We start from the raw sequence: 22,179 nt of genomic DNA, 5'->3' as shown, positions 1-22,179 counted from the left end.
GGCACCCAGGGTGCCGTGTCGGAGCCAACGGACGTCGTCGGGTCGACGGCTGCCGTCCCTCCGGGCTACGTGCACGTCGCCCAGTTGGGCACCCCGGGCCCGGGCTCGGCCGAGCTGCTGGCGCCCCGGCTGCAGCAGGGTCTGGCCGACGGCGGCACCGTCGTGCTGGCCTGCGCCCCCGGCCTGCGCGGTCCGCTGCTGGACCGGCTCGGCGCCGACGGCGTGCACGTGGTGGACCCCGACGAACTCGGCGGCAGGGCCCCCGACGCGATCGCCGGGCACACGGCGCTGGTCGACCGGCTGACGGTCGGCGGCACCCGGCTGCACCTGGTCACCGACAGCGGCCGCACCTCCCTCGGCGTCCCGGCGTGGTTGCAGACCGAGGCGCTGCTCAACCACGTGCTGGACGGCCGGGCCGTGGCGCACTACTGCGTGATCGACCCCGGCGACCTCGGCCCCGAGACCGACCGCGCGCTGTCCTGCCACCCGTGGTCGCTGACCGCCGACGGCGTGGTGCCCAACCCCGGCCAGAAGGACCCCGCCGAGGTGCTGCGGTCGCTGTGGTCGGCGCCCGGGCCCGACCCGCTGGAGGCCACCCCGCCGACCCTGGAGGTCGAGGACGTGGGCAGCGTGCGCCAGCTGCGGCGCGAGCTGACCACGAGCCTGGCCGACGGTCCGCTGGACCCCGACGAGGCCGAGGACCTGGTGCTGGCCATCGACGAGGTGGTGGCCAACGCCGCCGAGCACGGCGTCCCCCCGGTCGACGTCCGGCTGTGGGTCACCGAGCAGCGGGTGCTGTGCGCGGTGGCCGACCGCGGCCACGGCTTCGACGAGCCGCTGGCCGGCTACGGCCCGGCGCACGGCGAGGACCTGTCGGTCGGCGGGATGGGCCTGTGGCTGGCCCGCCGGGCGGTGGACCGGATGACCACCGCGCCGCTGGCCGACGGCGACGGCTGCGTCGTCCGGTTGGTCATCGACCCCCGCCGCGAGGACTGAGCGACCTCAGGCGGCGGGCAGCAGGCCCGTCGCCTCGATGAGCCGCGCCTGCTCACGGCACCAGGGCGACCAGGCGTCGCCCTCGGTGTCCTGGCGGGTCCGGAAGGCGCCCCAGTCCAGCAGCGCCCACTCCTCGACCTCGGCCGCCGCCGGGGCGGGGTCGCCGCGGAAGACGCCGGTGTAGACCGGGCAGATCTCGTTCTCCACCACGCCCTGGAACTCCGCGCGGTACCGGTAGTCGGGCAGCACCGGGGCCAGCCGGTCGACCCGCAGGCCCAGCTCGTCCGACGCGCGGCGGGCGATCGCGCTGGCGTCGTCCTCGCCGGGGCCGGGGTGCCCGCACACGGTGTTGGTCCACATGCCGGGGAAGGTCTGCTTGGACAGCGCGCGCCGGGTGACCAGCAGCCGGCCGTCGTCGGCGAACAGGTAGGCCGAGAACGCGCGGTGCAGCGGGGTGTCCCCGTGGTGCACCAGCGGCTTGGGCATCGTCCCGATCTCGGTGCCGTCGTCGTCCAGCAGCACGATCAGCTCTTCGGGCACGGCTCCCAGGTTAGGCGGTCGTCACGCGTCGAAGTCGACGGTGACCTCCGCGGAGACCGGGACGGTCTGGCAGGTGAGCACGTAGCCCCTGGCCACTTCGTCGGGGTCCAGGGCGTAGTTGCGCCGCATCTCGACCTCGCCGGCGGTCACCCTGGCCCGGCAGGTGCCGCAGACCCCGCCCTTGCACGCGAAGGGCAGGTCCGAGCGCACCCGCTGCGCGCTGTCGAGCACCGGCACGCCCTGCTCCAGCGCCAGCGTGGTGGACCGGCCGTCGAGCACGACCGTCACCTGGCTGGACGGGCCGTCGACGGTCTGCTCGTCCCCGCGCACCGGCTCCGGCGGCGCGTCGTCGACGAAGAAGAGCTCCTGGTGCACCCGCTCGCGCGGCACGCCCAGCTCGGCGAGCAGGTCCCGGGCCTCGGTGACCATGCCGTGCGGCCCGCACAGCCACCAGTGGTCGACCTCGGGGACGTCGACCAGTGCGCCGACCAGGGTGCGCAGCCGGTCGCCGTCCAGCCGGCCGCTGGTGACCTCGGCGTCGCGCGGCTCCCGGGAGAGCACGTGCACCAGCTGCAGCCGCTGCCCGTAGCGGTCCTTGAGGTCGGCCAGCTCGTCGGCGAACATCACCGTGCTGGTCCGCCGGTTGCCGTAGAGCACCGTCACCGTGGACTCGCCGTCGCGCAGCACGGTGCCGGCCAGGCTGAGCGCCGGGGTCACCCCGGAGCCGGCGACGACGAACACGTGGTCGGCCGGGGTGGAGACGTCGGCGGTGAAGGTGCCCGAGGGCGGCAGGACGTCGATGACCTGGCCCGGGCGCACCTCGTTGACCAGCCACGAGGAGAAGTAGCCGCCGGGCACCTCGCGGACCCCGACCCGCGGGGCGTCGCCGACCGGTGCGCAGATGGAGTAGGAGCGGCGCTCGTCGCGGTCGCCGTCCACCCGGCGCAGGGTCAGCGCCTGGCCGGGGGCGAAGGCGTAGTCCTCGGCGAGGGCCTCGGGCACGTCGAAGGTGACCGCGACGGCGTCGTCGGTGAGCTGCTCGACCCGGGCCACCGTGAGCGGGTGGAAGGTCGGCCGGGTGCGCGCCACTAGATCTCCTTGACGTGCTCGAAGGGTTCGCGGCAGCTGCGGCAGCGGCGCAGCGCCTTGCAGGCGGTGCCGCTGAACTCGCTGAGCTCCTCGGTGTCGGCCGACCCGCACACCGGGCAGGTCGCCGTCCGGCGGGTCGGGCCCAGGGACAGCGGGATCGGGCCGGTGTGCCGCGGGGCGGGCCCGGGCGGGGCGATGCCGCCCGCGGCGAGCTTGCGGCGGCCCTCGTCGCTGATCCAGTCGGTGGACCACGGCGGGGACAGCACGGTGCGGACGTCGACGTCGGCGAATCCGGCGCGGTGCAGGGCGTGCACCAGGTCGGCGCGCATGGTGCCCATCGCCGGGCAGCCGGAGTAGGTGGGCGTGATCTCCACGACCACCTGGCCGTGCTCGGTGCGCACGTCGCGCAGCACCCCCAGGTCGGCCAGCGTGAGCATGGGCAGCTCGGGGTCGGTGACGGTCTGCGCCACCTCGAGCGCGGTGCTCACCAGGTGGCCGCCGGGTGCTCGCGGGCCAGCCCCTGCAGGGTGGCCAGCAGCGGGGCGAGCTCCTCGGTGTGCTCCCCCGCCCGGCCCGGCGACGGCCGGTCGGCCGGCCACTCCGGGACGGCGAGGGTGGCCCGCTCGAGCACCATGGTGAGGACGTCGCGCACCTCGTCGCGGGTGTCCGCCGGGTCGACGGCCACGCCCTGCTCGACCAGCCGGCGCTCCACGTCGGTGGCGGTGAACAGGTCGGCGGTCAGCGGCCACACCGCGTCGACGCCGGCCTGCGCGCGGCGGTGGGACTCCTCGGTGCCGTCGCCCAGCCGGAGCACCCAGCGGGCGGCGTGGTCGCGGTGGTAGGTCAGCTCGGGCACGCCCTTGGCCGCGATCGCGCCGACCACCGGGTCGCGCGACCCCCGCAGCCGGGCGAACAGCGCCAGCCGGGCGGTGCTGGCGACCAGCAGCCGCACCATGGTCCGCGCGAAGTCGCCGCCGTCGACCTCGACGAGGTGGTGGCAGCCGAACTCGCCCGCGTCGCGGAAGTAGGCCAGCGCGTCCTCGTCGGGGACGGAGTCGGTGGCGAGCTCCCGGCTGCGGCCGAGCACCCCGCAGCTGCCCGCGCGGGCCAGCAGCAGCCGGGCCTGGCCGAGCAGGTCCAGCCCGCAGTTGGCGAGGGCGACCTCCTCCTCCAGCTCGGGCGCCCGGGTGGCCCACTCGGTGAGCCGCTGGCACAGCACCAGGGCGTCGTCGCCCAGCACCAGGCAGTAGGCCCCCAGGTCGGCGGGGTCCACGCCGTCGGGGACGGTGGTGTCGACCCCGGCCAGCGGGTCGTCGAAGCCGGTGCCGAACGCCCACTGGCCCTCGCCGCCGTGGGCGTGGTCCAGCGCGTCGTAGACGGTCTCCTCGTGCGCCATCAGGGGGTCCTCACATGTGGGGGACGTTCTCGGGGATCTCGTAGAACGTGGGGTGGCGGTAGACCTTGTCGCCTGACGGCGCGAACATCGGGTCCTTCTCGTCCGGGCTGGACGCGGTGATGTGCGCCGCCCGCACCACCCAGATGCTCACGCCCTCGTTGCGGCGGGTGAACAGGTCGCGGGCGGCGTGCACCGCCATCTCGTCGTCGGGGGCGTGCAGCGAGCCGACGTGCACGTGGTTGAGCCCGCGCTTGCCGCGCACGAAGCACTCGTAGAGCGGCCAATCCTTCCGGGCGGCACCCGACGGCGAGGGGTGCGCACCGCTGGGGACGTCGGGGCTGGTCGGGACCGCGCCGTGGCCGCCCTCGGCGGTGGTCTCGCTCATGCCGAGTGCTTGGCCGCGTAGGCGGTGGCGGCCTCGGTCACCCAGGCGTTGTCGTCGCGCGCGGCGCGGCGGCGGGTGATCCGCTCCTCGTTGCACGGCCCGTTGCCGGAGATGACCTGCTTGAACTCGGTCCAGTCGATCTGGCCGAAGCGGTACCGGCCGGTGGTCTCGTCCAGCGCCAGCTCGGGGTCGGGCAGCGTGACGCCGAGCGCGGCCGCCTGCGGGACCGACATGTCGACGAAGCGCTGGCGCAGCTCGTCGTTGCTGTGCCGCTTGACGCCCCAGGCCATCGACTGCGCCGAGTTGGGGCTGTCGTCGTCCGGCGGGCCGAACATCATCAGCGAGGGCCACCACCAGCGGTCGACGGCGTCCTGCACCATCGCCCGCTGCTCGGGGGTGCCGCGCATCATCGTCATGAGCAGCTCGTAGCCCTGCCGCTGGTGGAAGGACTCCTCCTTGCAGACCCGGATCATCGCGCGGGCGTAGGGCCCGTAGCTGGACCGGCACAGCGGCACCTGGTTGCAGATGGCCGCGCCGTCGACCAGCCAGCCGATGACGCCGCAGTCGGCGTAGGTCAGCGTGGGGTAGTTGAAGATCGAGGAGTACTTCTGCTTGCCGGTGACCAGCTTGTCGGTCAGGTCGGCCCGGTCGGCGCCGAGGGTCTCGGCCGCGGAGTACAGGTACATGCCGTGCCCGGCCTCGTCCTGCACCTTGGCCAGCAGCACGGCCTTGCGGCGCAGCGACGGCGCCCGGAGCAGCCAGTCGCCCTCGGGCTGCATGCCGATGATCTCCGAGTGCGCGTGCTGGGCGATCTGGCGCACCAGGCCGGCGCGGTACTTCTCGGGCATCCAGTCGCGCGGCTCGATCCGGCGGTCGGCGGCGATGGTGGCGTCGAACTGCGCCTGCAGCTCGTCCTCGGTCGGGCGGACAGCGGTGGGAGCGGACATCCGGCGAACCTCCAGCGGCAATTACTGACCATCCGGTCGGTAATGAGTGTGCCCCGGAAGCCGGCCCGGCACAACCCCGATGAGTTCCGGCGCGGCGGCCGGTCCCCACCCCGACACCGCCGACACCCGGGAGCACGCCATGGGCCAGATCCACCTCGAGCTGTTCGCCACCCTCGACCTCGTGGGCCAGGCGCCCGGCGGTCCCGACGAGGACCCCGGCGGCGGCTTCGCCTTCGGCGGCTGGCAGGCCCCGCTGATGAGCGCGGAGGGCGGCGCGCAGGTGCAGGCCTCCTACGCGGGCACCGACGCGCTGCTGCTGGGCCGGCGGACCTACGACATCTTCGCCGCGCACTGGCCGCTGCAGTCCGGCCCGTTCGCCGAGCTGTTCAACGCCGTCCCCAAGTACGTGGCCTCGCGGCGGTCCCCGGAGCTGACCTGGGCCGGGTCGACCCTGCTCGGCCCGGACCTGCCCGCCGCCGTCCGGGAGGTCCGCGAGCGGCACGAGGTCGTCAAGGTGGTGGGCAGCCTGGACCTGGTGCAGACCCTGCTGCGGGAGAAGCTGTTCGACGAGCTGCACCTGTGGCTGCACCCCATCACGCTGGGGACCGGCAAGAAGGTGTTCGCCGACGGCACCGTGCCCTCGGTCCTGCGCCTGCTCGACCCGCCGGCCGCCACCCCCACCGGGAGCGTGCTGCTGCGGTACGGGCTGGCCGAGGGCACCCCCGGCACGGGCGACATGACCGCGGGTTGACAGCCGCCGTCCCCGGGGTCTTGCATGACTGACCGAACGGTCAGTAATCCGCGAGCCCGGGAGTCCACGTGCCGACGACGTCCGCAGCGCAGCGCCTCGGCGACGCCCCCGACCCGGCCCTGCTCGACGCGGCCGAGCGGATGGGCACCGACGAGCTGCGGGCCCTGCAGCTGGACCGGCTGCAGTGGACGCTGCGGCACGCCTACGAGAACGTGCCGCACTACCGGCGGGCCTTCGACGCCCACGGCGTGCACCCCGACGACTGCCGCGAGCTGGCCGACATCGCCAGGTTCCCCACCACGTCCAAGGCCGACCTGCGCGAGAACTACCCGTTCGGCATGTTCGCCGTCCCGCAGGACCAGGTCGCCCGGGTGCACGCCAGCTCCGGCACCACCGGCAAGCCCACCGTCGTCGGCTACACCCGGCACGACATCGACACCTGGGCCACCGTGATGGCCCGCTCCATCCGGGCCGCCGGCGGGCGCCGGGGCGACGTGCTGCACAACGCCTACGGCTACGGGCTGTTCACCGGTGGTCTCGGTGCGCACTACGGCGCCGAGGCGCTGGGCTGCACCGTCGTCCCCGTCTCGGGCGGCATGACGCCCCGTCAGGTGCAGCTGATCGGCGACTTCGGCCCGCGGATCATCATGGTGACGCCGTCCTACATGCTCGCCCTGGTCGACGAGTTCGAGCGGCAGGGACTGGACCCCCGCGCCTCGTCGCTGCGGATCGGCATCTTCGGTGCCGAGCCCTGGACCGAGCAGATGCGCCGGGAGATGGAGGACCGCCTCGACATCCACGCGGTCGACATCTACGGCCTCTCGGAGGTCATGGGCCCCGGCGTCAGCCAGGAGTGCGTGGAGACCAAGGACGGCCTGCACATCTGGGAGGACCACTTCCTGCCCGAGGTCGTCGACCCGACCACCGCCGAGCCGCTGCCCGACGGCGAGGAGGGCGAGCTGCTGTTCACCTCGCTGACCAAGGAGGCGCTGCCGATCATCCGGTACCGCACCCGCGACCTCACCCGGCTGCTGCCGGGCACCGCGCGGCCGGGGATGCGGCGGATGCAGAAGGTCACCGGCCGCACCGACGACATGATCATCCTGCGCGGGGTGAACCTGTTCCCGACCCAGATCGAGGAGGTCGTGCTGCGCACCCCGGGGCTGTCGCCGCACTTCGCGCTCGAGCTGTCGACCCGCGGCCGGCTGGACCACCTCGTGGTCTCGGTCGAGGCCCGCCCCGACTGCCCGCCCGACCGGCGCGCCCCGGCGGCGGCCGAGGTGCAGGTCGGGCTGAAGGAGACCGTCGGCACCAGCGTCGAGGTGGTCGTCGTCGACCCCGAGACACTGCCCCGCTCGATGGGCAAGCTGCAGCGGCTGACCGACGTGCGCAACCGGTGACCGCACCCGCCCGGCGCGGGCGCCCCGGCCACTCGCTGGACTCCCTGCTCGACACCGCCGTCGCGGTCTTCATCGAGCGCGGCTACGAGGCGACGTCGATGGACACCCTGGCCGAGCGGCTCGGGGTCACCAAGTCCGCGATCTACCACCACGTGCGCTCCAAGACCGAGCTGCTCGAGCTCGCCCTGGACCGCGCGCTGGACGGGCTGTTCGCGGTGCTCGACGACGCCGGCAGCGGCCCGGCGGTCGACCGCCTGGAGACCGTCGTCCGCGGGTCGGTGCGGGTGCTGACCAGCGAGCTGCCCTTCGTGACCCTGCTGCTGCGGGTGCGCGGCAACTCCGAGGTGGAGTCCCGCGCCCTGCAGCGGCGCCGCGAGTTCGACCGGGTGGTCACCGAGCTGGTCCGCGCCTGCGTCGCCGAGGGCTCGGTGCGCCCGGACGTCGACCCGGCACTGACCAGCCGGCTGCTGTTCGGCACCGTCAACTCCCTCACCGAGTGGTACCGCCCCGACGGCGGGCTGTCCGCCGACGACCTGGCCGACGGCCTGGTCACCACGCTGTTCTCCGGACTGAGAGGCACCCCGTGACCGCACCGCTGCTCGAGAGCTACGTCGCCGGCCGCTGGTGGGCCTCGGCCGAGGAGGGCACGCCGCTGCCCGACGCCGTCACCGGTGAGACCGTCGCCCGGATCGGCAGCCGCGGGCTGGACGTCGGCGCGATGGTCACCCACGCCCGCACCGTCGGCGGGCCGGCGCTGCGGGAGCTGACCTTCCACCAGCGGGCCGCGCTGCTCAAGGCGCTCGGCCTGCACCTGATGGGCCGCAAGGACGAGTTCGCCGCGCTGTCCCACCGCACCGGCGCCACCGACGCCGACAACCTCGTCGACATCGACGGCGGGTTCGGCACGGTGCTGTCCTACGCCTCCACCGGCCGCCGCGAGCTGCCCGACGACGTGCTGGTGCTCGACGGCCCGCCCACCCCGCTCGGCCGCGGGGGCACCTTCCTGGGCCAGCACGTGTACACCTCGCTGACCGGCGTCGCGGTGCAGATCAACGCCTTCAACTTCCCGGTCTGGGGCATGCTCGAGAAGCTGGCGCCGGCCTTCCTGGCGGGCATGCCGACGATCGTGAAGCCGGCCTCGCAGACCGCCTACCTGACCGAGGCGGTGTTCCGGGCGGTCGTCGAGAGCGGGTTGCTGCCGGAGGGGTCGGTGCAGCTGCTGGCCGGCTCGGCGTCCGGGCTGCTGGACGCCCTCGACGGCCAGGACCTGGTCGGCTTCACCGGGTCGGCGTCCACCGCTGCGCTGCTGCGCTCCCACCCCGCGGTGACCGAGCGGGCGGTGCGGTTCAACGCCGAGGCCGACTCGCTCAACTGCTCGGTGCTGGGCCCCGACGCCGGCCCGGGCACCCCCGAGTTCGACCTGTTCATCGACGGCGTGGTCACCGAGATGACGGTCAAGGCCGGGCAGAAGTGCACCGCGATCCGGCGGGCGATCGTGCCCCGCCAGCACGCCGACGCCGTCGTCGAGGCGCTGGGCGCGAAGCTGGCCGAGGTCGTCGTCGGCGCCCCGGGTGCCGACGGCGTGACCATGGGCGCGCTGGCGTCGCGGGACCAGCGCGAGGAGGTGCTGCGGGCCGTCGGGCGGCTGCGCACCCACGCGTCGCTGGTCGTCGGCGACCCGGACCGGTTCGAGGTCGTGGGCGCCGACCGCGAGCGGGGCGCCTTCCTGCCGCCGATGCTGCTGCGCTGCGACGACCCCGCCGCGCCCGAGCCGCACGACGTGGAGGCCTTCGGCCCGGTGTCGACCGTGCTGACCTACGACGGCGTGGCCGACGCGGTCGCCCTGGCCCGCCGCGGGCAGGGGTCGCTGGTGGCCTCGCTGGTCACCCACGACCCGGCCGTGGCCCGGGAGTTCGTGCTGGGCGCGGGGTCGGCGCACGGCCGGGTGCACGTGCTGGACCGGGACGACGCCCGCGAGTCCACCGGCCACGGCTCGCCGTTGCCCGTGCTGGTGCACGGCGGCCCGGGGCGGGCCGGCGGCGGCGAGGAGCTCGGCGGCGTCCGCGGCGTGCTGCACCACATGCAGCGCACCGCCGTCCAGGGCTCCCCCGACGTGCTCACCGGCGTCGGCCGGCGCTGGGTGACCGGCGCGGCGCGGGTCGACGACGGCGTGCACCCGTTCCGCAAGTCGCTGGCGCAGCTGCGCATCGGGGACTCGGTGACGGCGGGGCCGCGGGAGATCACGCTGGCCGACATCGAGCACTTCGCCGAGTTCACGGGCGACACGTTCTACGCGCACACGGACGAGGCGGCCGCGGCCGCGAACCCGCTGTTCGGCGGCCGGGTCGCGCACGGCTACCTGATCCTGAGCTGGGCCGCGGGCCTGTTCGTCGACCCCGAGCCCGGCCCGGTGCTCGCGAACTACGGCGTGGACGCCCTGCGGTTCCTCACCCCGGTCAAGCCGGGCGAGCAGGTCACCGTGACGCTGACGGCCAAGCAGATCACCCCGCGCGGCGGCGCCGACCACGGCGAGGTGCGCTGGGACGCCGTCGTCGTGGACTCGCAGGGCCGCCCGGTGGCGACCTACGACGTGCTGACGATGGTGGCCAAGGAGTGGCCGCCGGCGGGCTAGGCCGCGGGCAGCTCGTCGAGCGGGGGCAGGGTCCAGTCGACCGGCTCCCCGCCCCGCTCGACCAGCAGGGCGTTCACCCGGCTGAACGGCTTCGACCCGAAGAAGCCGCGGGACGCCGACAGCGGCGACGGGTGCGGCGAGGCCACGAAGGGCACCGACCCGAGGTGGGGCTCCAGGCCCTGCGCGTCCTTGCCCCACAGGATCGCCGCCAGCGGCTGCCCCGCGGCGGCCCGCTCGACCAGCACCGCGATGGCGTGCGCGGTGACGTGCTCCCAGCCCTGACCGCGGTGCGAGGCAGGGGCACCGGGACGGACGGTGAGCGCGCGGTTGAGCAGCATCACGCCGCGGTCGCGCCACGGGGTGAGGTCACCGTGCTGCGCGGGCTCGACCCCGAGGTCGTCGCGCAGCTCCTTGTAGATGTTGACCAGCGACTTGGGCAGCGGCCGCACGTGCCGGTCGACGGCGAAGCTGAGCCCGATCGGGTGCCCCGGCGTCGGGTAGGGGTCCTGGCCGACGACCAGCACCCGGACGTCGGCCAGCGGCGCCTGGAACGCCCGGAACACGTGGTCGCCGTGCGGCAGGTAGGGCCGGCCGGCGGCCACCTCGTCGCGCAGGAACTGCCCGAGCGCGGTGATCCGGTCCTCGACGGGGGCCATCGCCTCCGCCCAGTCCGGCGCCATCAGCCCCCGGTCGACCAGCCCGCTGAGTGCACCCACCCCCGGGACCCTACGAGGGGTCCCGGGGCCGGGCAGCGCGACTACTTGGGGGCGGAGAGCTCCAGGGCGACGCCGTCGGGGTCCTTGAACTCCAGGATGTACATGATCCCGATGTCCTTGATCTCCTCGTGCGGGATGCCGAGGGAGTCCAGGTGCCGGGCGGCGTCCTCGAGGGCGGCGTGCGACTCCACCCAGACCGACAGGTGGTCCAGGCCCGTGCGGTCGGGGTCGAACCCGTCGTCGCCCACCGGGCGCAGACCCCACAGCGTCTTGTCGTCGATCTGGTAGACGACGCCGCCGAAGGCCCACTCCGGGTCGCCGTCGCGGCCGTCCACGGCGACGTCGAGGCCGAAGACCTGGTCGTAGAACTGCTTGGAGCGCGCGATGTCGGTGACGGTCAGGCGGACGTGGGCGAACCCCGTGGGTGTGATCGGCATGGCCGGGGTGGTGCCCGATCCGGCCGCCCTCAACCGGATGCGTGCAGACGCATCCGTTCCGGCCGCCCGGCATGCTGGGCGGGTGGACTCCTTCACCCGATCCGGCCTGACCTTCGACGTGCGCGACGCCGGCCCGGCCGACGGCGAGCCCGTGGTGCTGCTGCACGGCTTCCCGCAGCACGCCGGCAGCTGGGACCGCGTCGTCCCCGGCCTGCACGGCGCCGGGCTGCGCACCCTGGCCCCCGACCAGCGCGGGTACTCCCCCGCCGCCCGGCCCCCCGGCCGCCGCGCCTACGTCGTCCGCGACCTGGTGGACGACGTCCGCGCGCTGCTGGACGCCGCGGGCCTGGAGCGTGCGCACGTCGTCGGCCACGACTGGGGCGCGATGGTGGCCTGGGCGCTGGCCGCCTGGCACCCCGAGCGGGTGTCCAGCCTGACCGCGGTCTCCGTGCCGCACCCGGCGGCGTTCACGAAGTCCTTCCTGACCAGCTCGCAGGGGCTGAAGTCGGCCTACATGGCGTTCTTCCAGCTGCCCGGGGTCCCGGAGGCGCTGCTCACCCGCGGCAACGGTGCGTTCCTCCGCGACACCCTGGTGCGGGCCGGCCTGCCCCGGGCCGACGCCGAGGACACCGTCGCCCGGCTGCGCCCGGCGGGCGCGCTCACCGCGGCGCTGAACTGGTACCGGGCGCTCCCGCTGGGGGCGAGCGACCCGGTGGGCCGGGTGCGGGTGCGGGTGCGCACGCTGCACGTCTGGAGCGACCGCGACGGGTTCCTGGGCCGGGCGGGCACCGAGGCCACGGCGCAGTACGTCACCGGCCCCTACCGCCTGGAGGTGCTGCCCGGGGTCACGCACTGGGTGCCCGAGACCGCCGGTGACCGGCTCGCCGAACTGGTCACCGCGCACGTCCGGGGCGGCGGGGCCGCGTGAGGCAGGCCCGACCGGGTAGGGCGACCTGGTGACTCCTCCAGCCGACCCCGGCCACCTCGACGGGCAGACGGTCGCCGTCACCGGCGCGACCGGCAACCTGGGGACGGCGCTGCTGCGCCAGCTGTCCCTCACCGGCGTGCACCAGGTCCGCGGCCTGTCCCGCCGCGAGCCCCCGGACACCGCCCCCTACAGCTCGGTCTTCTGGACCCACGCCGACCTGGGCGACCCCGCGTCGGCCGGGCCGCTGCGCGGGTTCCTCGACCGGGCCACCACCCTGGTGCACCTGGCCTGGGCGCTGCAGCCCGGTCGCGAGCCCGACCGGCTGGCCCAGGTCAACGTCGACGGCACCCGCCGGGTGCTGTCCGCCGCGGCCGACGCCGGGGTCGGCCACGTGGTGGTGATGTCCTCCCTCGGCAGCTACGCGCCCGGCAACCCGGCCGACCGGATCGACGAGGACTGGCCGACCAGCGGGGTGCCCAGCTCCCAGTACAGCCGCGACAAGGTCGCCGTCGAGCAGGTCACCCGCGAGTTCGCAGCCAGGCACCCCGACGTCGCCGTCACCGTCGTCCGGCCCACCCTGGTGCTGCAGCCCGACGCGGCCAGCGAGATCGGCCGCTACTTCCTCGGCCCGCTGCTGCTGCGCGGCGCCCGCGCGCTGCCCGGCGCGGTGGCCTCGAAGGTGCCGCTGCCGCTGCCCGACGACCTGCACCTGGGCTTCGTGCACGCCGACGACGTCGCCGACGCGCTGCTGCGCATCGTCGACCGCCGGGCCGGGGGTGCGTTCAACCTCTCCGCCGAGCCGGTGCTCGACCCCGACGGGTTCGCCGCCGCCCTGGGCAGCACGCGGGTGCCCGTGCCGCGGGCGGTGCTGCGGGCCGCGCTGTCCGCGGCGTTCCGTGCCCGGCTGGTGCCCACCGAGCCCGGCTGGCTGGACCTCGGCCTCGCGGTGCCCGCGCTGGACACGACCCGCGCCCGCGAGGTGCTCGAGTGGTCGCCCCGCCACCCCGGCGACCGGCTGCTGGCCGACTTCGTCGCCGCGCTCGGCCGGGGGGACGGCGGGCAGGGCCCGCTGCTGGAACCCTAGGGCCGGGCGGTCCAGGCCTCGGGGGCGTGGTCGACACCGGCGAAGGTGTGGGCCGCGGCCTCCGGGCGCAGCGCCACGAACAGGCCCTCGCCCTCGGCCAGCACGGTGTCCGGGTCGTCGGCGGTCACGATGCGCGCCCGCGCCGTGGACCGCCGTCCCTCCGTGGTGGCCACCTCGGCGTGCAGCACGTGCTCGACACCCAGCCGCACCGGCCGGCGGTAGGTGACCGTCAGGGTGGCGGTCAGCCCGCCGCGGCCGGCCGAGCGGAGCGCCCGGGCCAGCACGTGGTCCAGCAGCGTGGCGATCGTGCCGCCGTGCGCCAGCCCGGGCGGGCCCTCCAGCGCCTTGGGCACCGTCACCCGGGCGGTCACCCGCCCCCCGCCCTCGCTGTCCACGAGCAGCGGCGGGGCGACCGGGCTGCCGGGGCCGTAGACCGGGGAGTACCAGCGCTCGCCGGCCACCGGGTCGTCGACCGAGGCCACCTCGAGCAGGCCGCGCTGCCCGGCCCGCAGCTGGGCGGCCAGGTCACGGGCGGCGGCCGCGGCCGCGGCGAGGCCGGGGGCCCCGACCTCGGTGCGCACCGCGGCGTCGACCAGCTCGCGCAGCGCGGCGCCCAGGTCGGCGACGGCGGCGCGGCGCTGCTCCCGGGCCTCCCCGGTGAGCAGCTCAGCCACGCGCCATGCCCGCCGCTCGCAGCAGCCCCGACCCCACGATGACCCGCTGCACCTCGCTGGTGCCCTCGTAGAGCCGGTAGAGCCGGGCGTCGCGGTAGAACCGCTCGACCGGGGTGGTGCGCAGGTAGCCCAGCCCGCCGTGCACCTGCACCGCGCGGTCGGTGGCCCGGCCGACCATCTCCGAGCAGAACAGCTTGGCCGCCGACGGGCCGACCGAGGTGTCCTCGCCGGAGTCGTAGCGGGCGGCGACGTCGGCGACCATGGCCCGGCCGGCCAGCAGCTCGGTGTGCATGTCGGCGATCAGCGCCTGCACCAGCTGGAACCGCCCGATCGGTGCACCGCCCTGCTTCGCGGTGGCCGCGTAGGCGACCGACTCGTCCAGCACCCGCTGCGCCATCCCCACGCACAGCGCCGCGACGTGCAGCCGGCCGCGGGACAGCACGGTCAGCGCCTTGCTGTAGCCCCGGCCCTGCTCGCCCACCAGCGCGTCGGCGGGCACCCGGACGTCGTCGAGGAACACCTCGGCCGTCCAGGCGCCCGACTGCCCGGTCTTGCGGTCGTGCGGGCCGACGGTCACCCCGGGCGTGCCGGCCGGCACCAGGAAGGTGGAGATGCCGCGCCCGCCGGTCTGCTCGGGCTCGGAGCGGGCGAACACGACGAACAGGTCGGCGATGGGGGCGTTGGTGATGTAGCGCTTGCCGCCGGTGATCACCCAGTCCTCGCCGTCGCGGCGGGCGGTGGTGCGCAGCCCGGCCGGGTCGGAGCCGGCCTCGGCCTCGGTGAGGGCGAAGGAGCCGATCAGGTCACCGGCGGCCAGGCCGGGCAGCCACGCCTTCTTCTGCTCGTCGCTGCCGAAGCGGGCGATGACCTGGCCGGCGATGCCGTTGTTGGTGCCGAACAGCGACCGGAAGGCCGGCGACGTGTAGCCGAACTCCATGGCCAGCTGCACGTCCTCGGCCATCGTCACGCCGAGGCCACCGAACTCCTCGGGCAGCGCATAGCCGAACAGCCCCATCTCGGCGGCCGCGCGGCGCAGCTCGTCCGGGACGGCGTCGGTCTCCTCGATGCGTTCCTCGAGGGGGACCACGCGCTCCCGGACGAGCTCGCGGACGGCGCTGCGGACCTGGGCGAAGACGTCGGCGTCCATGCCCGCAGGTGTACCAGCCCCGCTCAGGCCAGGGCGTCCAGGCGTGCGACGTCCTCGGCGGAGAGGGTCAGCGACGCCGCACCGAGGTTCTCGGTCAGGTGGTCGACGCTCTTGGTGCCGGGGATGGGCAGCACCACCGGGGAGGTCTGCAGCAGCCAGGCCAGCGCCACCTGGGACGGCGTGGCGTCCAGCTCCCGGGCGATGTCGGCCACCGGGCTGTCGGGCTTGGCCAGGTCGCCGGTGGCGATCGGGAACCACGGGATGAACGCGATGCCCTCGGCGGTGGCGTGGTCGAGCACGTCCTGCGACTGCCGGTTGGTCAGGTTGTAGAGGTTCTGCACGCTGGCGATCTCGGTGATCCCCTGCGCCTCCTTCAGCTCCTCGAGGGACACCTCGCTGACGCCGATGTGCCGCACCTTGCCCTGCTCCTTGAGCTCGACGAAGGCGCCGAGGGAGTCGGCCAGGGGCACCTGCGGGTCGATGCGGTGCAGCTGGATCAGGTCGATCCGCTCGACGCCGAGGTTGCGCAGCGACAGCTCGACCTGCTGCTTGAGGTACTCCGGGCGGCCCACCGGCGGCCAGACGCCCGGGCCGGTGCGGGTCAGCCCGGCCTTGGTGGCGATGACCAGGCCGTCGGCGTAGGGGTGCAGCGCGTCGTGGATGAGCTGCTCGGAGACCTGCGGGCCGTAGGAGTCGGCGGTGTCGATGAAGTCCACGCCCTGCTCGACGGCGGCCCGCAGCACCGCGAGCGCGCCCTCGCGGTCGGCCGGCGGACCCCAGACGCCGTCACCGGTGATCTGCATGGCGCCGTAGCCGAGGCGGTGGACGGTGAGGTCGCCGCCGAGGGCGAACGTGTCGGGGTGGGTGGTGGGAGAGGTCATGCCCCCTGCAGCACCGCCCCGGGGGGCCGGTGTTCCCGGGCAGGAGGAAGCTGTCGGCGATGACGACGGGGGTGCGGGCACGCGCGGTGGTGCCGGGGCTGTTGCTGGCCGGGGTGCTGCTGGTGGCGCTGAACCTGCGCGGGCCGCTGGTGGCGGTGGCCCCGGTGGCCGGGGAGCTGCGCAGCGACCTGGGCGTGGGCGCCGGCACCGTCGGCCTGCTGACGTCGATCCCGGTGCTGCTGTTCGGGCTGGCCGCCCCGCTCGCGTCGTGGGTGATCGCCCGGGCGGGCACGCACCGGGCCGTGCTGCTGGCGATGCTCGGCGTGCTGGCCGGCACCGTGCTCCGGTCGGTCGGCGACGTGCGCACCGCGCTGGCGGGCACGGTGGTGCTTGGCCTGGCGATCACGGTGGGCAACGTGGTGGTGCCGGTGGTCATCGGCCGCGACTTCCCCGGCGTGACCAACGTGGTCACCGCGGCCTACACCGCGGCCCTCAACATCGGCGCGACCCTGACCACCACGCTCACCGCGCCGGTCGCCGACGTCGTGGGGTGGCGGTGGGCGCTGGCGGCCTGGGGGCTGCTGGTCGGGCTGGCGTGCCTGGTCTGGACGGCGGGGCTGCGCCGGCAGGCCGCCCGGGCCGACGGCGCCCCGCCCCCTCCCCCGCCGGCCGGGCCGGTGCGGCCGGTGTGGCGGCAGCCGGCGGTGTGGGGGCTGACGGTCGCCTTCGCCGCGCAGGCGTTCAGCTACTACGGGGTGACCGCGTGGCTGCCCACGCTGCTGGCCGACGAGCAGGGCCTGTCCCGCAGCACCGCCGGGGTGAGCAGCGCGCTGTTCCAGGTGTTCGCCGTGGCCGGCGCCTTCGCCGTCCCGGCGCTGGTGCGCTGGTGGCGGCGGCCCGCCGCGGTGCTGCTGGCGGTGACGGCCGCCTGGGCGTTCCTGCCGGTCGGGCTGCTCGCCGCCCCCGGCCTGTGGCCGGTGTGGTGCTCGATCGCCGGGGTCGCGCAGGGCGGCGGCATCACCGTCGTGTTCATCGCCATCGTGGCCCGCTCGCGGGACCTGGTGGAGAACCGCCGCACCTCGGCGATGGTGCAGGGCGGTGGCTACGCGGTCGCCGCCACCGGCCCGCTGGTCGTCGGGTCGCTGCACGACCTGACCGGCAGCTGGACGGCGCCGATGGTGCTGGTGCTGGGTGCGATCGTGGTCATGGCCGTGGCCGGCGGGCTCTCCGCCGGCGGGCGCCCGAGGGAAGGGACCTGAGGTGGGGGAGATCGTCGTCGTCCGGCACGGGCAGACGGAGTGGAGCCTCTCGGGGCAGCACACCGGCGTCACCGACCTGCCGCTGCTGCCCGAGGGCGAGCAGCAGGCCCGGGCCCTGCGCGGCCCGCTGGCCGGCCGGTCCTTCGTCGAGGTGCGGGTGAGCCCGCGCGAGCGGGCCCGGCGCACCGCCGAACTGGCCGGGCTGGCGACCGACACCATCGACGAGGACCTGGTCGAGGTCGACTACGGCCGGTGGGAGGGCCGCACCACCCCCGACATCTCCGCCGAGCTCGGCCGCACCTGGTCGCTGTGGACCGACGGCACCGAGCCCGGCGACACCCCCGGCGAGACGCTCGCGCAGGTCGCCGTCCGCTGCGACCGGCTGCTGGACCGGGTGCGGCCCCGGCTGGCCGACGGCGACGTCGCCCTGGTCGCCCACGGTCACGTGCTGCGCATCCTCACCGCCCGCTGGCTGGGGCTGGAGCCGGCGGCGGGGGCGCTGTTCGCGCTGCACGCGGGGTCCTTCGGGGCGCTGGGCCACGAGCACGACCGCCCGGTGCTGTCGGGCTGGAACCAGGCGGGCTAGCCGGCCAGCAGCTCGTCGGCCACCCGCGCCGGGCGGCCGAACAGCCAGCCCTGGCCGAGGTCGACGCCGAGCTCACGGGCCCGGTCGGCGCGCGCCTGGGTCTCCACGCCCTCGGCGACGACCACCGCGCCGAGGGAGTGCGCCACCTCGACCAGCCCGCCCACGACCGCGCGGGCCGCACCGGTGTCCAGCCGGGCGACCAGCGCCTTGTCCAGCTTGACGACGTCCGGCCGCAGCGCGGAGACCAGCGCCAGGCTCGACCAGCCCACGCCGACGTCGTCCAGCGCCACCCGCCAGCCCTGCGCGCGGTGGTGCTCCAGCACGGCGAGCAGGTGGCCCCGGTCGCGGGTGGCGTGCGCCTCCACGACCTCGAACACCAGCTGCCCGGGTGCGATGCCGGCTTCGCGGACCGCCTGCTCGGTGCCGGCCAGGCACACCTCGGGGCGGAACACCGCCTCCGGGCTGGAGTTGACGTACAGGTCGGCCCCGCCCAGCCACGGTCCGGCCCCGGCGACGGCGGCCTCCCGGGCCCAGCGGTCCAGCCGGTCGCCCCAGCCGGCCGCCTCGGCGAGGAAGAACAGGTCGCCGCCGCCGACCTCGCGCCCGTCCACCCGGCCGCGCAGCAGCGCCTCGTACCCGGTGGTCCGGCCGTCGGCCAGGTCGACGACGGGCTGGTAGACCGGGTAGAGCTCGGCCTCGGCCAGCAGCCCGACCTCGACGGTGATCCCGCGCCGGGCCAGCTCGACGGCCAGGGTCGGGGCGGCCATCAGCTGCGCGGCGACCGCGACGCCGTCGTCGTCCCCGGGGTCGCAGGCCACCCGCACCACGGCTGCCTCGGCGGTCGTCAGCTCGCGCGCCAGCCGGGCCAGCAGCCGGTCGAAGCGGGTGGCGTCCAGCGGGCTGCTGTCGTCGACGACGTCGACCAGGCCCGGGGCGGTCTCGGCGTTCAGGCCCAGCTCGGTGGCGGCGCGGACGGCGATCGGCAGCACGTGCGGCAGCGGGCTGGCCAGCAGCAGGCGGCCCACCCGGCCGGGCAGCGGGAAGCGCGGCTGCTCCCCCCGTCGTGCCCCGGCCACGCCCGGGAGCATCGCCCAGGAGGGCCCCCGGCCGTCCCAGGCGCGCGGGGACCGGACCCGATCGGACCCCGGGGTACCCGAACTCACACGTTGTGCACCCCCAGGTATGGAGCAACTACATCACTGAACGGTCTAAAGTCTCGGAGCATGTCGTCGTCGACCCTCCAGGAGACCGCCCTGCCCAACCGGGGTGGTCGTCCGCGTGATCCCTCCCGGGACTGCGCCATCCGCGCCGCGATCCTGCGGCTGCTGGGCGAGGTGGGCTACAACGCCCTGACGATGGACGCGGTCGCCGCCGAGGCCGGGGTGGGCAAGGCGACCATCTACCGGCGCTGGCGCACCAAGTCCGACCTGGTCGTGGACACCATCACCGGGATGGACGGGTCGACCGAGGTGCCCGACACCGGCGACCTGGCCGGGGACCTGCGGGCCCTGCTGCGCTCGCTGGTCGACCGGCTCAACGGCCCGACCGGCTCGGCGTCGCTGTCGCTGCTGTCCACCCTGCCGCACCAGCCCGAGCTGGCCGAGGCCTTCCGCACCGGCCCGCTGGCCGGCTGGCGCCGGGCGCTGACCACCGTCTGGGAGCGCGCCGAGGCCCGCGGCGAGGTCCGCGAGGGCACCGGCCGGACCGCCGTCGCGCAGGCCGCCTCGGCGCTGCTGGTGCAGCGGTGGCTGATCACCCGCGAACCGCTGGACGACGACTACGTGGACACCGTGCTGGAGACCGTCGTGCTCCCGCTGGCGCGGTCGACCGCCCCCGCCTGACCGGCGGGGTTCGAGACCAACGGCCCGTCCTCTCCCCCCGGAGGGCGGGCCGTTGTCGTGCCCGGGGTCAGCCGGCGGCGAAGCGGCGCAGCCGGAGGCTGTTGGTCACCACCAGCACGGAGGACACCGCCATGGCCAGACCGGCCAGCAGCGGGTTGAGGAAGCCCAGCGCGGCCAGCGGGATCAGCGCGACGTTGTAGCCGAACGCCCAGACCAGGTTGGTCTTGATGGTGGCCAGCGTGCGCCGGGACAGCCGCACCGCGTCGGCCGCGGCGGCCAGGTCGGCGCGCACCAGGGTGATGTCGCCGGCCTCGATCGCGACGTCGGTGCCGGTGCCCATCGCCAGGCCCAGGTCGGCGCGGGCCAGCGCCGCGGCGTCGTTGACGCCGTCGCCCACCATCGCGACCACCCGCCCGCGCTCCTGCAGGTCGCGGACGACGTCCACCTTGCCCTCGGGGAGCACCCCGGCGACCACCTCGGTGGCCGGGTCCAGCCCCACCTCGCGGGCGACCGCGGCCGCGGCGCCGGCGCCGTCGCCGGTGAGCAGCACCGGGGACAGCCCGAGCTCCCGCAGCGCCCGCACCGCCGCGCGGCTGGTGGGCCGGACGGTGTCGGCCACGACCAGCAGGCCGCGCACCTCCCCGTCCACGGACACCAGGACGGCGGTCCGGCCGGCAGCCGAGGCCTGGTCCGCCGCGGCGGCCAACTCGGCCGGCACCGCGCCGTCGACGTCCCGGCCCACCTGCACGCGGTGGCCCTCGACGGTGCCGCTGACGCCCAGACCCGGGCGGGCGGCGAAGTCGTCGACCTCGGGCAGCGGGCCGGGCACCCCGGCCACCACGGCCCGGGCGACCGGGTGCTCCGAGGCCGCCTCGACCGCGGCGGCCAGCCGCAGCGCACCGGCGTCGCCGACCTGCTCCACCAGGGCCATCTCGCCGGTGGTGACGGTGCCGGTCTTGTCCAGCACCACGGTGTCGACGGTGCGGGTGGACTCCAGCACCTCGGGCCCCTTGATCACGATGCCGAGCTGGGCGCCGCGGCCGGTGCCCACCAGCAGGGCGGTGGGGGTGGCCAGGCCCAGCGCGCACGGGCAGGCGATGACCAGGACGGCGACCGCGGAGGTGAAGGCGGCCGACACGTCGCCGGTGACCAGCAGCCAGGTGGCCAGGGTGGCGAGGGCGACCACGAGGACGACGGGTACGAAGACCGCCGACACCCGGTCGGCCAGCCGCTGCACCGGCGCCTTGCCGCTCTGCGCGGCGGTGACCAGCCGGCCCAGCGCGGCCAGCGTGGTCTGCCCGCCGACCCGGTCGGCCTGCACGACCAGCCGCCCGCCCGCGACCACGGAGGCCCCGGTGACCCGGTCGCCCGGGCCGACCTCGACCGGCACCGACTCCCCGGTCAGCATCGACACGTCCACCGCCGAGGAGCCGGAGACGACCACGCCGTCGGTGGCGACCTTCTCCCCCGGCCGGACGACGAACCGGTCGCCGACGGCGAGCGCGTCGACCGGGACCCGCACCTCGACCCCGTCGCGCAGCACCGCGGCGTCCTTGGCGCCCAGGGCCAGCAGCGCCCGGAGCGCGGCGCCCGAGCGGCGCTTGGCGCGGGACTCGGCGTACCGGCCGGCCAGCAGGAACACGGTGACCGCGCTGGCCACCTCGAGGTAGACCTCGCTGCTGCCGGCGCCCTGCTCGGCGAGCAGGTGGAACTGCATCCGCATGCCCGGTTCGCCGGCCCCGCCCAGGAACAGCGCGTACAGCGACCAGAGGTAGGCCGCGACGATGCCGAGGGACACCAGGGTGTCCATGGTGCTGGCGCCGTGCCGGGCGTTGACGGCGGCGGCGCGGTGGAAGGGCCAGGCGCCCCAGACCGCGACCGGGCTGGCCAGGGTCAGCGCCAGCCACTGCCAGTTGTCGAACTGCAGCGGCGGCACCATGGACAGCACGAGCACCGGCAGCGCGAGGGCGGCGGAGACGACGAGCCGCTGGCGGAGGTCGCGGTCCTCGGCGGGCTCGTCGTCCGCGGCGGGGGGCTCCTCGCTGGGCGGTGCCGGCAGGGACGCGGCGTACCCGGCGGCGGACACGGTGGCCAGCAGGGTGTCGGTGTCCACGGCCGCCGGGTCGTAGACGACGGTGGCGGCCTCGGTGGCGTAGTTGACGCTGGCCTGCACGCCGGCGACCTTGTTGAGCTTGCGCTCGATCCGGTTCGCGCAGCTCGCGCAGGTCATGCCGGTGATGTCGAGCCGGACCTCCTCGCGGGGCCCGGCGGTGGCGGTCACGCCGGGGTGGCGGAGTAGCCGGCCTCCGCCACGGCCGCGCGCACCTGCTCGCCGTCGACGTCCTCGCCGGTCACCCGCAGCGCGCCGCTGGCCAGGTCGACGTCGACGCCGGAGACGCCGGCGACCTCGGAGACCTCCTCGGTGACCGAGGCGACGCAGTGCTGACAGGTCATGCCGGTGACGGTGAAGTCGAGCGTGCTCATGGGGGT

24 protein-coding genes are annotated in these 22,179 nt (G+C 75.4%); 10 read left to right on the top strand and 14 right to left on the bottom strand.

Annotated features, from left to right (window positions below):
• Positions 1 to 15 precede the first annotated feature (15 nt).
• Positions 16 to 996 carry an ATP-binding protein gene (locus BLT39_RS12045; RefSeq protein WP_131801485.1) on the top strand — a complete coding sequence of 327 codons (981 nt, stop codon included), beginning with the start codon at positions 16 to 18 and terminating at the stop codon, positions 994 to 996.
• Positions 997 to 1,002: 6 nt separating this feature from the next.
• Here the strand turns inward: BLT39_RS12045 and idi are convergent, their stop codons facing one another.
• The 6 genes from idi to paaA are packed head-to-tail and all read right to left on the bottom strand — an operon-like array spanning position 1,003 to position 5,353.
• Positions 1,003 to 1,536: an isopentenyl-diphosphate Delta-isomerase gene (gene idi / locus BLT39_RS12040; protein ID WP_091063279.1), complete on the bottom strand. Its 534-nt coding sequence runs from the start codon at positions 1,534 to 1,536 to the stop codon at positions 1,003 to 1,005.
• 21 nt (positions 1,537 to 1,557) lie between these two features.
• Positions 1,558 to 2,625: a 1,2-phenylacetyl-CoA epoxidase subunit PaaE gene (paaE, locus tag BLT39_RS12035; protein WP_091063276.1), complete on the bottom strand. Its 1,068-nt coding sequence runs from the start codon at positions 2,623 to 2,625 to the stop codon at positions 1,558 to 1,560.
• Positions 2,625 to 3,113 (bottom strand): 1,2-phenylacetyl-CoA epoxidase subunit PaaD, encoded by a 489-nt coding sequence (paaD, locus tag BLT39_RS12030; RefSeq protein WP_242658347.1) that lies wholly within the window; start codon positions 3,111 to 3,113, stop codon positions 2,625 to 2,627. Before paaD ends, paaE begins: the two co-directional genes overlap by 1 nt.
• Positions 3,110 to 4,021, bottom strand: a complete 912-nt coding sequence (paaC, locus tag BLT39_RS12025) for a 1,2-phenylacetyl-CoA epoxidase subunit PaaC (protein WP_091063273.1) — start codon at positions 4,019 to 4,021, stop codon at positions 3,110 to 3,112. The genes paaD and paaC overlap by 4 nt, the downstream gene beginning before the upstream one ends.
• Positions 4,022 to 4,031: 10 nt before the next feature.
• Positions 4,032 to 4,406 (bottom strand): 1,2-phenylacetyl-CoA epoxidase subunit PaaB, encoded by a 375-nt coding sequence (gene paaB, locus BLT39_RS12020; RefSeq protein WP_091063270.1) that lies wholly within the window; start codon positions 4,404 to 4,406, stop codon positions 4,032 to 4,034.
• Positions 4,403 to 5,353, bottom strand: coding sequence for a 1,2-phenylacetyl-CoA epoxidase subunit PaaA (gene paaA / locus BLT39_RS12015; protein WP_091063267.1), 951 nt, complete (start codon positions 5,351 to 5,353; stop codon positions 4,403 to 4,405). The genes paaB and paaA overlap by 4 nt, the downstream gene beginning before the upstream one ends.
• 79 nt (positions 5,354 to 5,432) lie before the next feature.
• On the opposite strand from paaA, the gene BLT39_RS12010 reads away from it, so the two are divergent.
• The 4 genes from BLT39_RS12010 to paaZ all read left to right on the top strand — a co-directional run bounded on the left by BLT39_RS12010 (position 5,433) and on the right by paaZ (position 10,136).
• Positions 5,433 to 6,104, top strand: coding sequence for a dihydrofolate reductase family protein (locus BLT39_RS12010; RefSeq protein WP_242658346.1), 672 nt, complete (start codon positions 5,433 to 5,435; stop codon positions 6,102 to 6,104).
• A 68-nt stretch (positions 6,105 to 6,172) separates the two neighbouring features.
• Complete coding sequence (gene paaK / locus BLT39_RS12005) at positions 6,173 to 7,504, top strand: phenylacetate--CoA ligase PaaK (protein ID WP_242658345.1); 1,332 nt, start codon at positions 6,173 to 6,175, stop codon at positions 7,502 to 7,504.
• Positions 7,501 to 8,091 (top strand): TetR/AcrR family transcriptional regulator, encoded by a 591-nt coding sequence (locus BLT39_RS12000; RefSeq protein WP_091063264.1) that lies wholly within the window; start codon positions 7,501 to 7,503, stop codon positions 8,089 to 8,091. The genes paaK and BLT39_RS12000 overlap by 4 nt, the downstream gene beginning before the upstream one ends.
• On the top strand, positions 8,088 to 10,136 hold the full coding sequence (gene paaZ / locus BLT39_RS11995) for a phenylacetic acid degradation bifunctional protein PaaZ (protein ID WP_091063260.1): 2,049 nt from the start codon (positions 8,088 to 8,090) through the stop codon (positions 10,134 to 10,136). The genes BLT39_RS12000 and paaZ overlap by 4 nt, the downstream gene beginning before the upstream one ends.
• Here paaZ and BLT39_RS11990 read toward each other — a convergent pair.
• Together BLT39_RS11990 and BLT39_RS11985 are read right to left on the bottom strand one after the other, a co-directional pair.
• Positions 10,133 to 10,852, bottom strand: a complete 720-nt coding sequence (locus BLT39_RS11990) for a uracil-DNA glycosylase (RefSeq protein ID WP_242658344.1) — start codon at positions 10,850 to 10,852, stop codon at positions 10,133 to 10,135. The two genes, paaZ and BLT39_RS11990, sit on opposite strands and share 4 nt — an antisense overlap.
• A gap of 41 nt (positions 10,853 to 10,893) precedes the next feature.
• Complete coding sequence (locus BLT39_RS11985; RefSeq protein WP_091063256.1) at positions 10,894 to 11,289, bottom strand: VOC family protein; 396 nt, start codon at positions 11,287 to 11,289, stop codon at positions 10,894 to 10,896.
• Between the two features lie 82 nt (positions 11,290 to 11,371).
• Here BLT39_RS11985 and BLT39_RS11980 point away from each other — a divergent pair, with 82 nt between their 5' ends.
• Together BLT39_RS11980 and BLT39_RS11975 are read left to right on the top strand one after the other, a co-directional pair.
• Complete coding sequence (locus tag BLT39_RS11980; RefSeq protein ID WP_207507917.1) at positions 11,372 to 12,217, top strand: alpha/beta fold hydrolase; 846 nt, start codon at positions 11,372 to 11,374, stop codon at positions 12,215 to 12,217.
• Between the two features lie 28 nt (positions 12,218 to 12,245).
• A complete protein-coding gene (locus tag BLT39_RS11975) occupies positions 12,246 to 13,301 on the top strand; it encodes an NAD-dependent epimerase/dehydratase family protein (protein ID WP_091063253.1) in 1,056 nt (351 codons plus the stop codon).
• Here the strand turns inward: BLT39_RS11975 and BLT39_RS11970 are convergent.
• From BLT39_RS11970 to BLT39_RS11960, 3 genes are read right to left on the bottom strand one after another with little or no spacing between them, the layout of a single operon-like run.
• On the bottom strand, positions 13,298 to 13,975 hold the full coding sequence (locus tag BLT39_RS11970) for a PaaI family thioesterase (protein ID WP_091063250.1): 678 nt from the start codon (positions 13,973 to 13,975) through the stop codon (positions 13,298 to 13,300). The genes BLT39_RS11975 and BLT39_RS11970 overlap by 4 nt on opposite strands.
• Positions 13,968 to 15,122, bottom strand: coding sequence for an acyl-CoA dehydrogenase family protein (locus BLT39_RS11965; RefSeq protein WP_091063246.1), 1,155 nt, complete (start codon positions 15,120 to 15,122; stop codon positions 13,968 to 13,970). Before BLT39_RS11965 ends, BLT39_RS11970 begins: the two co-directional genes overlap by 8 nt.
• A gap of 23 nt (positions 15,123 to 15,145) precedes the next feature.
• Positions 15,146 to 16,003: an aldo/keto reductase gene (locus BLT39_RS11960; protein ID WP_091063241.1), complete on the bottom strand. Its 858-nt coding sequence runs from the start codon at positions 16,001 to 16,003 to the stop codon at positions 15,146 to 15,148.
• 59 nt (positions 16,004 to 16,062) lie between these two features.
• On the opposite strand from BLT39_RS11960, the gene BLT39_RS11955 reads away from it, so the two are divergent.
• Together BLT39_RS11955 and BLT39_RS11950 are read left to right on the top strand one after the other, a co-directional pair.
• Positions 16,063 to 17,262 carry an MFS transporter gene (locus BLT39_RS11955; RefSeq protein ID WP_091063238.1) on the top strand — a complete coding sequence of 400 codons (1,200 nt, stop codon included), beginning with the start codon at positions 16,063 to 16,065 and terminating at the stop codon, positions 17,260 to 17,262.
• 1 nt (position 17,263) lies between these two features.
• On the top strand, positions 17,264 to 17,848 hold the full coding sequence (locus BLT39_RS11950) for a histidine phosphatase family protein (protein ID WP_091063234.1): 585 nt from the start codon (positions 17,264 to 17,266) through the stop codon (positions 17,846 to 17,848).
• On the opposite strand, the gene BLT39_RS11945 is transcribed toward BLT39_RS11950, so the two are convergent.
• Positions 17,845 to 18,924, bottom strand: a complete 1,080-nt coding sequence (locus tag BLT39_RS11945) for an EAL domain-containing protein (RefSeq protein WP_242658343.1) — start codon at positions 18,922 to 18,924, stop codon at positions 17,845 to 17,847. The genes BLT39_RS11950 and BLT39_RS11945 overlap by 4 nt on opposite strands.
• A gap of 147 nt (positions 18,925 to 19,071) precedes the next feature.
• Between BLT39_RS11945 and BLT39_RS11940 the strand changes: the two genes are divergently transcribed.
• The gene (locus BLT39_RS11940; protein WP_091063225.1) at positions 19,072 to 19,689 is read left to right on the top strand and encodes a TetR/AcrR family transcriptional regulator; all 618 of its coding nucleotides are present in this window, start codon (positions 19,072 to 19,074) and stop codon (positions 19,687 to 19,689) included.
• Positions 19,690 to 19,756: 67 nt separating this feature from the next.
• Here BLT39_RS11940 and BLT39_RS11935 read toward each other — a convergent pair whose 3' ends face one another.
• Both BLT39_RS11935 and BLT39_RS11930 read right to left on the bottom strand, forming a co-directional pair.
• Positions 19,757 to 21,970: a heavy metal translocating P-type ATPase gene (locus BLT39_RS11935; protein ID WP_278246981.1), complete on the bottom strand. Its 2,214-nt coding sequence runs from the start codon at positions 21,968 to 21,970 to the stop codon at positions 19,757 to 19,759.
• A complete protein-coding gene (locus BLT39_RS11930; RefSeq protein ID WP_091063221.1) occupies positions 21,967 to 22,173 on the bottom strand; it encodes a heavy-metal-associated domain-containing protein in 207 nt (68 codons plus the stop codon). The genes BLT39_RS11935 and BLT39_RS11930 overlap by 4 nt, the downstream gene beginning before the upstream one ends.
• Positions 22,174 to 22,179 lie beyond the last annotated feature (6 nt).

Source organism: Klenkia brasiliensis, assembly GCF_900100695.1.
GTDB classification, from domain to species: Bacteria; Actinomycetota; Actinomycetes; order Mycobacteriales; family Geodermatophilaceae; genus Klenkia; species Klenkia brasiliensis.
Note: the sequence above shows the minus strand (reverse complement) of the source record. Positions and strands in the feature narration are given on the sequence as shown.

What these genes read in the sequence shown, in the direction of transcription:
- BLT39_RS11965 (WP_091063246.1), bottom strand. Translation starts at nt 15,122, where the DNA reads ATGGACGCCGACGTCTTCGCCCAGGTCCGCAGCGCCGTCCGCGAGCTC.
- paaA (WP_091063267.1), bottom strand. Translation starts at nt 5,353, where the DNA reads ATGTCCGCTCCCACCGCTGTCCGCCCGACCGAGGACGAGCTGCAGGCG.
- paaB (WP_091063270.1), bottom strand. Translation starts at nt 4,406, where the DNA reads ATGAGCGAGACCACCGCCGAGGGCGGCCACGGCGCGGTCCCGACCAGC.
- BLT39_RS11930 (WP_091063221.1), bottom strand. Translation starts at nt 22,173, where the DNA reads ATGAGCACGCTCGACTTCACCGTCACCGGCATGACCTGTCAGCACTGC.
- BLT39_RS11960 (WP_091063241.1), bottom strand. Translation starts at nt 16,003, where the DNA reads ATGACCTCTCCCACCACCCACCCCGACACGTTCGCCCTCGGCGGCGAC.
- BLT39_RS11940 (WP_091063225.1), top strand. Translation starts at nt 19,072, where the DNA reads ATGTCGTCGTCGACCCTCCAGGAGACCGCCCTGCCCAACCGGGGTGGT.
- paaC (WP_091063273.1), bottom strand. Translation starts at nt 4,021, where the DNA reads ATGGCGCACGAGGAGACCGTCTACGACGCGCTGGACCACGCCCACGGC.
- BLT39_RS12010 (WP_242658346.1), top strand. Translation starts at nt 5,433, where the DNA reads ATGAGTTCCGGCGCGGCGGCCGGTCCCCACCCCGACACCGCCGACACC.
- BLT39_RS11985 (WP_091063256.1), bottom strand. Translation starts at nt 11,289, where the DNA reads ATGCCGATCACACCCACGGGGTTCGCCCACGTCCGCCTGACCGTCACC.
- BLT39_RS11955 (WP_091063238.1), top strand. Translation starts at nt 16,063, where the DNA reads ATGACGACGGGGGTGCGGGCACGCGCGGTGGTGCCGGGGCTGTTGCTG.